The 13660-nt window shown below is 40.6% G+C and carries 9 protein-coding genes; 5 read left to right on the top strand and 4 right to left on the bottom strand.

Annotated features, from left to right (window positions below):
* Positions 1–189 precede the first annotated feature (189 nt).
* From gcvT to RE317_RS16320, 3 genes are all read right to left on the bottom strand, one after another.
* Positions 190–1275: a glycine cleavage system aminomethyltransferase GcvT gene (gcvT, locus tag RE317_RS16310; RefSeq protein ID WP_008671175.1), complete on the bottom strand. Its 1086-nt coding sequence runs from the start codon at positions 1273–1275 to the stop codon at positions 190–192.
* 35 nt (positions 1276–1310) lie between these two features.
* The gene (gene pepT, locus RE317_RS16315; protein ID WP_005841681.1) at positions 1311–2531 is read right to left on the bottom strand and encodes a peptidase T; all 1221 of its coding nucleotides are present in this window, start codon (positions 2529–2531) and stop codon (positions 1311–1313) included.
* Between the two features lie 107 nt (positions 2532–2638).
* A complete protein-coding gene (locus RE317_RS16320) occupies positions 2639–4045 on the bottom strand; it encodes an amidophosphoribosyltransferase (RefSeq protein ID WP_005841679.1) in 1407 nt (468 codons plus the stop codon).
* A 98-nt stretch (positions 4046–4143) separates the two neighbouring features.
* On the opposite strand from RE317_RS16320, the gene crcB reads away from it, so the two are divergent.
* On the top strand, positions 4144–4509 hold the full coding sequence (gene crcB, locus RE317_RS16325) for a fluoride efflux transporter CrcB (protein WP_005841677.1): 366 nt from the start codon (positions 4144–4146) through the stop codon (positions 4507–4509).
* Between the two features lie 73 nt (positions 4510–4582).
* Here crcB and RE317_RS16330 read toward each other — a convergent pair whose 3' ends face one another.
* Positions 4583–5338 carry a NigD-like protein gene (locus RE317_RS16330; RefSeq protein ID WP_005841675.1) on the bottom strand — a complete coding sequence of 252 codons (756 nt, stop codon included), beginning with the start codon at positions 5336–5338 and terminating at the stop codon, positions 4583–4585.
* Between the two features lie 296 nt (positions 5339–5634).
* On the opposite strand from RE317_RS16330, the gene RE317_RS16335 reads away from it, so the two are divergent.
* The 4 genes from RE317_RS16335 to coaW all read left to right on the top strand — a co-directional run bounded on the left by RE317_RS16335 (position 5635) and on the right by coaW (position 13204).
* Entirely contained in the window at positions 5635–9624 is a 3990-nt protein-coding gene (locus RE317_RS16335) for a response regulator (RefSeq protein WP_117873493.1), read from the top strand.
* 106 nt (positions 9625–9730) lie between these two features.
* Positions 9731–10348, top strand: coding sequence for a phosphatase PAP2 family protein (locus RE317_RS16340; RefSeq protein WP_005841672.1), 618 nt, complete (start codon positions 9731–9733; stop codon positions 10346–10348).
* A 37-nt stretch (positions 10349–10385) separates the two neighbouring features.
* Positions 10386–12302, top strand: coding sequence for a sialate O-acetylesterase (locus RE317_RS16345; protein ID WP_032939777.1), 1917 nt, complete (start codon positions 10386–10388; stop codon positions 12300–12302).
* Positions 12303–12379: 77 nt separating this feature from the next.
* A complete protein-coding gene (coaW, locus tag RE317_RS16350) occupies positions 12380–13204 on the top strand; it encodes a type II pantothenate kinase (RefSeq protein ID WP_005852264.1) in 825 nt (274 codons plus the stop codon).
* Positions 13205–13660: the final 456 nt, after the last annotated feature.

Consider the following 13660-nt stretch of genomic DNA (forward strand, 5'->3'; position numbering starts at 1 on the left):
ATTGCAAAATTAAGAATTATCTATTTATCATATTCTTCATCCTATTATTAATTTTGCATTAAAAGCTGTTTTTATGAAAAGGAACTAACCGTAAATGTATATCAGCCATATAAAGAAAACGCGAATATCCAGATTTCTTGAATATTCGCGTTTTCTTTGTTATCAGCGTTCTCTTTTCCGGCTTTCGATTTATTTTCTGAACGGGGCCTTTACTACTACAGCTTTCAGCTTGCGTCCGCGCACATCAATAAATATTTCAGTACCTAATGCCGTGTAAGCGGTCTGAACATATCCCATACCGATACCAATCTTACGCATTGGAGACATGGTTCCACTAGTTACTTCACCTATTTTCTCTCCATCAGCATTTACCAGTTCATAACCATGACGGGGAATACCACGGTCTACCATTTCAAAAGCAATCAGCTTGCGTTTCAATCCTTCGGCTTTCTGCTTTTCAAGTAAAGCACGTGAAGTGAAATTCTTTCCTTCAACAAACTTGGTAATCCAGCCCAATCCTGCTTCCAACGGAGAAGTGGTATCACTCAAATCATTACCATACAGGCAAAAGCCCATTTCCAAACGTAATGTATCACGAGCCCCTAGCCCGATAGGTTTAATCCCTTCAGGAGCACCTGCTTCAAAAATTGCTTTCCAGATAGCCTGACCGGCTTCGGGATAAAAATAAAGCTCGAAACCACCTGCACCGGTATAACCGGTATTCGAAATAATCACATCTTTCTGACCGGCGAACTCACCTGTGGTAAAAGCATAATAAGGAATTTCAGACAAGTTGACCGGAGTCAGTTTTTGCAAAACTTCCATAGCCTTCGGTCCCTGAATAGCAAGCTGTGCCATACGGTCGGATGCGTTTTCCAATTCCGCACCCACTGTGTTATGGCTGACACACCAGTTCCAGTCTTTCTCAATATTGGCCGCATTTACCACCAACAAGTATTTTTCGGATTCATAGTGATATACCAACAGGTCATCAACAATACCTCCCTCCTCATTAGGGAAACAAGTATATTGCGCTTTACCGACGGGCAAAGTCGCCACATTGTTTGAAGTCACTTGCTGCAAAAACTCCAACGCATTAGAACCTTTTACCCAAAATTCACCCATATGGGATACATCAAAAACACCTACGGCATTACATACAGTAAGATGTTCATCAATAATTCCCGAATATTCAATAGGCATATTATAACCTGCAAATTCGTGCATTTTCGCCCCCAAGGCAATGTGTGTTTCGGTAAACGGAGTTGTTTTCATGTTATTACTCTACTATTTTAAGGTTAATAAATTACTTATCTTGCCACCAATTCAGCGATTTTCACCACCACTTTCATGGCTTTCTCAATAGACTGGATTGGCACGAACTCATATCTGCCATGAAAATTCAAGCCGCCGGCAAAAATATTGGGACAAGGCAATCCCTTGAATGAAAGTTGTGCACCATCCGTTCCACCGCGGATAGCCTTCACCTTAGGTGTCACGCCCGCCTCTTCCATAGCCTTGAAAGCGATATCAATGATATGCATCACCGGCTCAATTTTCTCACGCATATTGTAATACTGGTCTTTCAATTCCAATGTAACGGTGCCTTCTCCATATTTCTTATTGATGATTTCCGCCCACTTTTTCATATTTTCCTTGCATGCCTCAAACTTGGCACGGTCATGATCACGGATTATATAAGAGATGGTAGTCTGCTCCACTTCACCCGTCATGCCAATCAAATGATAGAATCCCTGATAACCATCAGTACATTCGGGCACTTCGTCCGTAGGCAGTAAAGACACAAACTCATTAGCCACACGCAAGGAGTTGATCATTTTATCCTTTGCATATCCCGGATGTACGTTACGTCCTTTAATAATCACTTTCGCAGAAGCGGCATTAAAGTTTTCAAACTCCAACTCCCCTACTTCACCACCATCCATCGTATATGCCCACTCGCATCCGAATCTCTCCACATCAAATTTATGTGCACCCAAGCCTATTTCTTCATCAGGATTAAATCCCACACGAATTTTTCCATGCTTGATTTCAGGATGTTCTTTCAAATATACCATAGCCGAGATGATTTCAGCAATGCCCGCCTTGTCATCAGCTCCCAACAATGTTTTGCCGTTGGTTACAATAAGGTCCTCCCCTTTATGATCCAACAGTTCGGGAAATTGCTTGGGAGAAAGTATAATGTTGTCTTCTTCGCATAATACAATATCCGTTCCGTCATAACCATAGACAATGCGTGGGGTGACTCCCGCACCCGTCATATCGGGACTGGTATCCATGTGTGCAATAAATCCGATGGTAGGAACCGGTTTATCCGTATTGGCCGGCCATGTGGCAAACAGATAACCATTCTCATCCAAAGAAATTTCCTGAAAGCCCAATTGTTCCAATTCAGATCTTAAATATTGTGCAAACACCATCTGCTTCGGTGTACTGGGGGTAGCCCCGCTATTCTCATCAGACTGAGTGTCGAAGCTTACATATTTTAAAAATCGTTCTATCACCGTCATTTTTCTTTTTGTTTTAATATTCATACTTGCCTGTAAAAATAGAAAAAGAGCCGTGAATTGCCAAACAAATCACGGCTCTTTTTCATTAATATTTTATTATTTTGTTATTAGAAACAACTGGAACCATCAAAACAATGGGTACATACCTTACATTTTGGTAATCCTATCGCTTCTACCAAAGTTTCCAAAGTATTGAATTTCAAGGAGCTCAGACCGAAGCGGTCGGCAATCATTTGCACCATCTTCTTATACTCCGGCGAATCTGTCGTTGCATATTTTTCCAGATTCTTATTTTCATCGCCTTCAATCTCCTTAATCATCCGGCGGGTTATCAATTCCAAATCACTTTTTGAAGAAGTGAAACCAATGAAAGGGCATCCATAAATCAATGGCGGACAAGCAATGCGCATATGAACCTCTTTGGCACCATAATCAAATAAAATTTTTACATTATCACGAAGTTGGGTTCCACGCACTATAGAATCGTCACAGAACAACACGCGCTTACCTTCCAGCATTGCACGATTAGGTATCAGCTTCATTTTTGCTACCAGTGAACGCATTTCCTGATTGGCAGGAGTAAAACTACGAGGCCAGGTGGGTGTGTACTTGGCAATAGCACGATGATAAGGAATTCCTTTGCCTTCAGCATACCCCAATGCCATACCTACTCCCGAATCAGGAATACCGCAGGCACAATCAACTTCCGAATCGTCCTTCTGCCCCATTTTATAACCACTCATAAAACGTACTTCCTCTACATTTTTCCCTTCATAGCATGAAACAGGAAATCCATAATATACCCACAAAAAAGAACAAATCTGCATTCCTTCGTTCGGCTTGCGCATTTGTTCCATTCCGTCGGCACGCAAGCGAATAATTTCGCCCGGTCCTACATATTTCTCTATTTCATAATCCAGATTCGGCAAACTGCTTGATTCACTTGTCGCAGCATACGCACCCTCTTTTTTACCTATCACAATCGGAGTACGCCCCCATTTGTCACGTGCTGCTATAATACCGTCTTCCGTCAATATCAGCATGGAGCATGATCCTTTGATTTTATTAAAGACATTCTCTATACCATCTACAAAATTTTTCCCTTGCACAATAAGCAATGCGATCAGCTCCGTCTGATTCGTCTTGCCAAGACTCATTTCAGAAAAGTGCATATTAGCTGCCAGCAAGTCGCGTTCCAATTCCGTAATGTTATTGATTTTAGCTACTGTGACGATGGCGAACTTGCCCAGATGCGAGTTTATCACGATAGGCTGCGGGTCCGTATCACTGATAATGCCGATACCCGAACTACCTTTGAACTTTGGAAGTTCAGATTCAAACTTCGTGCGGAAATAAGAACTCTCCAAATTGTGGATAGAACGCATAAATCCCTCTCCTTGGGCATACGTAGCCAAACCACCTCTTTTTGTTCCTAAATGTGAATTATAGTCCGTCCCGTAAAATAAGTCGGTGACGCATTCAGCCTTTGAGACTGTTCCAAAAAAACCACCCATTCCTTTTTGCGTATTTTTCGTTTAGGGTGCAAAATTACGAAAAAAGTTTGGCTCTGAATGAATAATCATTGCTATTTTTGCATTAAAATGTAGCATTTATGAAATCACTATTACTCATCTTCTTGGGAGGAGGTACAGGAAGTGTACTTCGCTACCTGCTTACCATAAGCATTTATCGCCAGGGAACAACGAATTTTCCGTGGGGTACTTTCGCAGTCAATATTTTGGGTTGCATACTGATCGGGGTATTCTATACCCTCACCTCACGCATTCATATCAACAATGATATAAGACTGATGCTCACTATCGGACTTTGCGGTGGCTTCACTACTTTTTCCACTTTCAGCAACGAAAGTCTGCAATTACTGAAATCAGGACTCTACCCCTCTTTTTTCACCTACATCATCGGTAGTGTGGTATTGGGTATCCTCGGAGTAATGCTAGGGATATGGATGAGCGAATAAAGCAAAAAATATCCCTCCGGCTCTATACCACATAGAACAGGAGGGATTGAAATTGCACCTCAGTTATTAAACCTTATTTTAATCTCAAGACACTTCGTCCGGCTGTAATGGCTGCACTGTTTGCAGGAGTTGACTTACGGGTACAATAATCAAATTCCGCAGTTTTCTCTCCGTTAAATGATTTCCATTTTAATTTCAGCTTCACTGTTTTTCCTTCAGTGTCAGGCAAGGAATCCAAATTAAATGCCACCAGTCCGTCGGCAGGTTCACCATATACATCACCAAAAGCATTATGACGGAATTCTACCTCATAAGGATTTTCAGCATCTTTACTCATCAACAAATTGACAAAATGAGCTTGACTGCGATTCCCCCACATGGTTCTGAAACGCAAAGTCAAATAACCGTCCTCGGCAATTGTTACCCAATCGTTAATCATATCTACAGGGTCAGTACCATATACTTCATCATTCTTATCTCCTAAATCACCGGCAATCGGTTTTGTCAAGATACTGTCTATCCAGTTGATATGTACAGCCTTGTCATACTCTCCGCTTGACTCATTCACCGGATCGAAATTTACAAGGGCCCTTACTTCCTTCTCACCATAGGGAGAATTTTTCATATTGACAGGTAACAGTGTCGTACTGTCATCCAACTGCATAAAAAATGAATTGTCGGCCACCGGTTTCACAGTAACCAGTGCATTGGGCAACGCATATCTATAATAATCATTATCATCATCATCCAAACAGGATTGAAAGATCATCACAGAAGCAAGTACCGCTACAGACGCAAGCAATTTATTAAAACCAAAAAACTTTTTCATTGTGCTTTTCTTTACTTAGTTAATTATTCTAGTTTATAAGTCCTTTCTATTGAAAGAAATGCAGGCCATACCATAATGCTGCACGAAGTTTTGTTAAGAAAACATAATCATCTGACAGTTATGTTACAAACCTTCTTCCATTTATATTTCTTATATTCACACAAGCGAGCCATAGGCGAATAAAGGGATAATTTTACCGAAATTTAGCTCATCTCAAATTACTAATCCTATGATTTTTTTATCTTAATTTTGTTACTGTTTTTTGAAAAAAGAAAAGATTTAGAATAAAGAGTTTTATGAAAGCTACTATCACAAGTCTCATTTTTTTACTATTGTCATTAACCGTCTCATCGCAGACTTATAAATACATTGGCATAGAAGAAGGACTAAGCAATCAGAAAATATACAAAATTCAGAAAGATGCTCGTGGATATATGTGGTTCCTTACTCATGTGGGGATAGACCAATATAACGGAAAAGAAATAAAACATTATAAATTAAGAGAAGGTAACAGGGAACTAGACCCGTTATTGAATATAAACTGGACTTTTTTAGATAAAACAGGTACACTACTGGTCACAGGAAAACAAGGCAGAATTTTTCGTTATGATTCAGGCCACGACCGTTTTGTACAGATATACAATATGTACAATTACTGGAATAAGGACTACCATGCTTTCGTGAGATATAGTTACATAGACCAGGAGGATAACGTATGGCTGTGCGGCAAATCGGCTATCCACCTTTTTAACATAGAATCCGGACAAAAGCAACAAATCTCTAACCGACTGGGAAATATCACCTGCATAGAACAGATAAACAGTGAACATTTCTTTATAGGTACAGACAAAAGAATCTATCTGGCAAAACTGGAAAACGGGAATTTAAAAGAGCTCTCCTGCGGCAAACTGGGAATGATGGATATGCACGTACATGAATTATATCTACACCGTACAGCCAACAAACTATTTATAGGCACTTTTGAAAAGGGAGTCTATATATATGACTTGAACAGCCAGAAAATTGTACGTCCCGAAGTAGAACTGACAGATGTGAATATTACACGGATCAGTCCTTTGAACACAAAGGAATTATTAGTAGCCACTGAAGGAGCAGGAGTACACAAGTTAAACATAGACACCTATGAAACAGATCCTTATATCATTGCAAACTATGGTAGTTACAACGAAATGGATGGAAACATTATCAATGATGTATATGTAGACAACGAGCAGCGTATCTGGCTGTCCAACTATCCTACGGGAATTACCGTCCGCAATAACCAATATACCAACTACAACTGGATAAAGCACTCTATTGGCAACCGGCAGTCACTAGTAAACAACCAAGTAAACTCCATTATAGAAGACAGTGACGGGGATCTGTGGTTTGGAACAAGCAACGGCATCAGCTTATACGATTCAAAACAAAAGCAATGGCGTTCTTTCCTAAGCTCTTTCAATCACGGACTAAAAAATCAGAACCGCATTTTTATTACTTTATGCGAAGTCTCTCCGGGTATTATATGGGCGGGAGGATATGCATCGGGCATTTTCCAGATTACCAAGAAAAACGGGAACATAGAATACCTCACCCCTGCCCAATCCTTCCATCTGAATGTACGTGCCGACAAATACATACGCGACATTAAAAAGGACAGATACGGGTGTATATGGTCCGGAGGATATTATAATCTGAAATGCTTTAATCTGAAGACACGCCAAGGACGTCTTTATCCCGGACTAGGTTCTGTTACTGCCATTGAAGAAAAGGACAGTACATCTATGTGGATAGGTACCTCCACCAATCTTTTTCTACTGGACCGGAATTCGGGCAAATACCATGAAATACCTCTGCCCGGTGGAGCAACCTACATTTATACGTTACACCAAGAAGACAATGGTTTACTCTACATTGGCACCAGTGGTTCCGGACTATTTACTTATGATCCGGTAAAAGAATCAATCAGCGCCCATTACCATACAGGAAACAGCCCGTTAGTATCAAACAGCATTTATGTTATTCTACCCACAAAAGACGGGAATATCTTGATGAGTACCGAAAATGGTATCAGTATTTTCTCGCCTACCAACCGCCAGTTCCGCAACTGGACTCGCGGACAAGGGTTGATGTCCACCTGTTTCAATGCCGGCTCCGGCGTACTACGTGCCAATGGGAACACCGTATTCGGAAGTACAGACGGTGCACTGGAATTCCCCCCAAACATAGAGATGCCCAAAACAGGAGATTCACATATGATATTCAGCGATTTCCGTATTTTCTACCAAACTGTATATCCCAATGATCCAAACTCTCCTCTGACTAAAGATATCGACCAAATAGAGAAATTGAATCTGAAATATATGCAAAATACATTTTCCATCCGAGTATCCTCTATCAATTACGATTATCCGTCGGACATACTATATACCTGGCAGTTGGAAGGATTCTACGATGGCTGGACTACTCCCAGTGACGAAGGAACTATCCGATTTACTAATGTTGCTCCCGGCACCTATACACTGCGTGTACGTTCCGTTTCCAAAGAGGATAATAAACACGTGTTGCAGGAGCGGATATTGAAAATAACTGTAGCACATCCCGTGTGGCTCAGTTTTTGGGCTATTTGTATTTATGTCCTGACTATCATTTTAGCAACATACGTCATTTTCCGCCTTCATTCCATGCGCAGAGAAAAAAAGGCCTCGGATGAAAGAACTCGGTTCTTTATCAATACAGCGCATGATATCCGTACTCCGCTGACACTGATAAAGGCACCTTTGGAAGAAATTCAACAAAAAGAAAATTTAAGTGAAGAAAGTCAGGCCAATATGCTTACAGCCATGAAGAACGTGGACACTTTGATACGCCTCACCACCAATCTGATAAACTTCAGCAAAGCCAATGTGTACTCCTCCTCCCTTCGTATATCGGAACACGAACTTAATACCTATATGGAAGGAATATACCATGCCTTTTATAGTTATGCAGAAGCCAAACAGATCAAACTCGACTACAAAAGCAACTTTGAATATCAAAATGTATGGTTCGACAAAGAAAAGATGGACTCGATCACAAAAAATCTGATTTCAAATGCCATCAAATATACTCCCGCCCACGGTGAGGTACACATTATCACCCGCCATGACAAGGACAACTGGAGTCTGGAGATTACGGACACGGGCATCGGGATTCCTGCCAAAGAACAGAAAAAGTTATTTAAGTTACACTTCAGGGGCAGCAATGCCATCAATGCAAAAATTACAGGCAGTGGAATCGGACTGATGTTAGTGTGGAAACTGGTACGTATTCATAAAGGAAAGATCAGCATAGAAAGCGTAGAGAATAAAGGCACCCGCGTAAAGGTTATCTTCCCCCAAAAACAATTCCGAAGTCAACAGGTTCCGACAGAAACGGTACAACAAGAAAACGTGGTACCAGTATCCCCTAGTGCAGTCTCTCCCCACACTTATAAAGATCAGTATCGGCAGCATGTTCAAAATGCACAGCGCATCCTGGTTGTGGAAGACCATGACGATCTACGCGAATATCTGTCTCATACTTTATCCGAAGCTTATCAAGTGGAAACATGTACCAATGGAAAAGAAGCCTTAAAAATCATCCCCGAATTTAAGCCTGATTTAGTATTATCGGACATTATGATGCCCGAAATGCGGGGGGACGAATTGTGTTCTGCTATCAAGAATAATATACTGACGTCTCATATCCCTGTAATTCTGCTAACAGCATTAAATGACGAAAAGAATATCGTTGAAGGGTTGGAAACAGGTGCGGACAAATACCTGATAAAACCTTTTAACATAGGAATACTAAAAGCATCCATAGCCAATATACTGACTAACCGTGCACTACTTCGTAGCAAATATGCAGAAATGGAACTACACAATGACAGCATTTCCATAAATTATAGCAACACATTGGATCAACAGTTCCTGGAAGCAGTAAAAGAAACAATAACTGAAAATCTAGACAATTCAGGTTTCAACGTGGAGTCACTCTGTGCTTCACAAAATATGAGCCGTTCCAGTTTCTACAATAAACTAAAAGCATTGACAGACCAAGCTCCGGCAGACTATATCCGCCTGATCCGGCTGAAACGGGCAGCGCAATTACTATCCGAAGGACAGTATAATATATCCGAAATATCAGATATGACCGGGTTTAATGATGTAAAATATTTCCGCGAGGTATTCAAAAAATACTATAAAATAAGTCCTAGCGGATATAGCAAGGGAGAAATGAAGGAAGAACCGACTAAACCATAAGATTCCTAAAGAAACTTATTTTGAACAAAATTTATCATTAACGCATTAACAGATAAAAGAGAAAATGAGTACTTTCGGGGCATTCATCCGTAGAATAAACTGACTTATGATAGGAAAAATTAAAATGATGGCAATCATCACGTTTTACGTAGCTGTATTACTTGTTATTGCAGTGTATTTGCAAGACGGAAGCGGGACATTCTCCCATTTTTTCGAAAATGCAAATCTATACATACGTAATTTGCGTAATGTACATGCTCCGGCTTTCCATCAAACTTATGACAATTATCTGCAACTTTTTCCACTCATACTTCTATTCGGACTGAAATTGGGAGGAATAAGAGGTAATTTCGGATGGAAACGGCTGTTCACTTTCATAGTCTTGTCAGTCGTACTGACGCAGCTGGTAGTAAATGGATTAAAACTCACCACAGGGGTGCTTCGCCCGGATGCCACAAATTATTTCTCTTTTCCTTCCGGACATACGGCAGCAGCGTTTATGGCAGCTACCCTATTGTATAAGGAATATGGATTCAAAGGATATTGGGTAGGATTAGTAGCATACGCAGCAGCTATAGTTACAGGGTTTACCCGCATTCTGAATAACCGTCACTGGCTGTTTGATGTCATCATTGGTGCGGCCTTGGGAATATTGCTTACTGATTTGGCTTTCCGCCTGGTACAACTCATATTCAAAGACCGGGGACTTATACAACATAAATAAATACTATAAACTTAATAACACAACAAACTTGGCACTTATGAAAAAACAAATGATCTTATTGGGAATGTTAATGGCATTTTGTATGGCAGAGGCCAAAGTAACACTGCCTGCATTATTCACAGACAATATGGTATTACAACAAAAATCGAATGTCATTTTTCATGGCCATTCATCTACAAAAAAAGAAGTGATAATAAAAACGGGATGGAATAAGCATCCCTATACGACATCACCTGACAAAGAAGGAAATTGGAAAATAGAAGTTCCTACCCCATCTGCCGGAGGTCCTTATGAAATTATCATTTCGGACGGGGAGGAGCACATACTGCAAAATATTCTGATTGGCGAAATATGGTTGTATACAGGAGAATGTGAAACAGAAACTCCCATAGATATACCCTCCCAACCTTATATCCGTCTGTTTCAGACAAAAAAAGAAATCTCTTTAGTTCCCAAGAAAGATTTGCATGCTACACAAGAAGGTTGGAAAGAATGTACCTCTGAAACCATAACCGGACTCCCTGCAATCGGATATTTTTTTGCCAGTCAGTTACAAAAAAAACTGAAAGTACCCATAGGTATAATAAGTTGCACCTGGAAAGATACTCCTGCAGAAGCATGGGCCAGTTATGATGCGTTAGAAAACCTGCCAAGTTACAACAAAGAAACTGAAATGCTTGAATCCTTGGGGTTCAATCCTGAAAAAATAGAAGCAGAATATGCCCGTCAAAGAGAAGAGTGGTATCAAGCTCTTTACGAACACGATATGGGATGGTGCGATGACCACCAAGTATGGGCGGAACCTGATTATTCGGATGAGAACTGGAAAACAATGGAACTTCCGGGATACTGGGAAGATAAGGGAATGAAAGACTTCGATGGAGTAGTGTGGTTCAGAAAAACGATAGATATTCCACGTAACTGGACTAGAAAAAATGTCACAATAAATTTAGGGAACATTGCCGATGAAAGCATCGTATATTATAACGGGACTGAAATAGGACGAAACACGAAAGCCGATGCGTCCCACTGTTACACAATTCCCTATAAGCTGGTAAAACGCGGAAAAGCTGTACTGACCATACGTGTGACCAATTACAAAAGCAAAGGAGGAATATATGGCCGTCCAGAAGACATGAAGCTGAGTGTAAAAGGCAAAGATCCTATCTCATTGGCAGGAGAATGGAAATACCTATCCGGTCTCTCATTAAGTGGAATCCCCCCTGTACCCATTTCACCAGAAAGTAACCCTAAGTATCCCACAGGATTATTCAATGCAATGATACATCCGCTTACCTCTTTCCCTCTTCAAGGTGTTATATGGTATCAAGGAAAGAGTAATTTGGAAAGCAGCGATGAATATGCAGACTTATTCATGTCATTGATAGCCGACTGGCGCGATAAATGGCAAAAACCACAAATGCCTTTCTACTTTGTGCAACTGCCCAATCATGAGAAAAAAGAAGAAGCACAAGATGATTCAGACTGGGCGGCCATGCGTGAAGCACAAGCACAGGCTTTACACTTGAATCATACAGGCATGGTGGTAACCACCGATATTGGGAAAGAAAAAAGCAATACCTTCCAAAGTACTCTGGAAACAGGTCTTCGCCTATCACAGTTAGCTTTAAAGCAAACTTACGGAAAAAGAAAAATGCCTCAATATCCGGTTTATAAAGGCTACAGCATCGAAGGAAATACCCTTCGCATCCATTTTGAAAACTTAGGAAAAGGATTCTTGCATCCCGACCCAGTACGCGGATTTATAATCGCAGGTACAGATCGGATTTTTTATCCGGCAACAGTAACTGTAAAAAAGAAAGAAATAATTGTACAATCACCCGATGTACCTCATCCTGTAGCCGTAAGATACAATTGGGCCAACCATACTGATGGTACCTTATTCGGAGCATCAGGCCTGCCTGTAGCTCCATTCCGAACAGATAATTGGTAATTATTGCAAGCTATATGAATAGCCACTTAGATAATTCCTGTATATTTGCACTATTTTAAAATAAACAAAGAAAAACAATGGGAATGGTAATAGGTATAGACGTAGGCGGAAGCACCACCAAGATAATAGGTGTGGATAAAGAAGGCATAAAACATCCTATGATTGTAAAAGCCGAAGATCCTATCACTTCGTTATTCGGTGCTTTCGGCAAATACATATATGATAATGGAATCAGCTTAAACGACATTGATAAAGTCATGTTGACAGGAGTGGGAAGTGCTTACGTAAACCAACCCTTATATGGACTCTCTACTGATCATACGGATGAGTTTCTAGCAAACGGTCTTGGAGCCCACTATGACTCCCAATTGCAAGACCTTATTGTAGTAAGCATGGGTACCGGCACCTCTTTTGTAAAAGTGGAAGGAGGTAAAAACATATCTCACATAGGTGGTATAGGTATTGGCGGAGGAACCATTCAAGGACTATCTCGCCTGTTGTTAAAAACACAGAATATTCATCAAGTGGTAAAGATGGCAGAAAAAGGTGTAATAGAAAATATTGATCTGCAAATCAAGGATATTTGCAATACCCCTCTACCTGGACTGCCTCTGGATGCCACCGCTTCCACATTTGGCAAAGCAAGTTCAAACGCCTCTATGGAAGATGTAGCAGCGGGAATCATTCATATGGTATTACAATCAATAGGACAATCTGTCATATTAGCAGCACTGAATAGCCACATTAAAGATTTTGTCCTAATAGGTAATTTGACCAAAATGCCACAATGCAAAGAAATATTCCCAGTTATGGAAGAAATGTACCAATGCCATTTTTGGATACCTGAATATGCAGAGTATCGCACGGCATTGGGAGCAGCACTAGCTTATACACATAAATAAGAAAGAGAACTGTACTGTTCCTAACTCCTTTGTATTATTATGCTTAGCATAGCAGCAAGATTTTTCAGCTCAATGAAAAAGAAAAAGTGCATCTCCCGCTGATCTTCGAAAGTGGGAGATACAATAAATATCATAAAATTAGCCAACTAATTTATACTTAAAGTAGGGATATTCAATAAATGTTCCTAAAACATGAGTACCCGGAGAGGGTTTCCGGAACCGCTTCCACCGGAGAAAGGACAAGGCGGAGCCTTCCGGACAGTTCCGTGGGAAAGGTACCCACACCCACGGGAAAGATAAGGCTTTTAACTAATTCCCCCAAGTTTTCAAACTGAGCCGAAAAAACGGTAGAGGCCACATTTCATGCGTGCGTATACAAAAAAAAAGCCTCCGGAACTTCTTCAAGTCCGGAGGCTTCAATCAAAACGGCGGCTACCTACTCTCCCACTGTGACGC

Origin of the sequence: Phocaeicola sp. GP0067, from assembly GCF_031119655.1 — a bacterium.
Taxonomy (GTDB): Bacteria; Bacteroidota; Bacteroidia; order Bacteroidales; family Bacteroidaceae; genus Phocaeicola; species Phocaeicola vulgatus.

Coding starts and splice junctions, on each gene's coding strand:
- gcvT (WP_008671175.1), bottom strand. CDS start 1,275: ATGAAAACAACTCCGTTTACCGAAACACACATTGCCTTGGGGGCGAAA.
- RE317_RS16340 (WP_005841672.1), top strand. CDS start 9,731: ATGATAGGAAAAATTAAAATGATGGCAATCATCACGTTTTACGTAGCT.
- RE317_RS16320 (WP_005841679.1), bottom strand. CDS start 4,045: ATGGGTGGTTTTTTTGGAACAGTCTCAAAGGCTGAATGCGTCACCGAC.
- pepT (WP_005841681.1), bottom strand. CDS start 2,531: ATGACGGTGATAGAACGATTTTTAAAATATGTAAGCTTCGACACTCAG.
- crcB (WP_005841677.1), top strand. CDS start 4,144: ATGAAATCACTATTACTCATCTTCTTGGGAGGAGGTACAGGAAGTGTA.
- RE317_RS16330 (WP_005841675.1), bottom strand. CDS start 5,338: ATGAAAAAGTTTTTTGGTTTTAATAAATTGCTTGCGTCTGTAGCGGTA.
- RE317_RS16345 (WP_032939777.1), top strand. CDS start 10,386: ATGAAAAAACAAATGATCTTATTGGGAATGTTAATGGCATTTTGTATG.
- RE317_RS16335 (WP_117873493.1), top strand. CDS start 5,635: ATGAAAGCTACTATCACAAGTCTCATTTTTTTACTATTGTCATTAACC.
- coaW (WP_005852264.1), top strand. CDS start 12,380: ATGGGAATGGTAATAGGTATAGACGTAGGCGGAAGCACCACCAAGATA.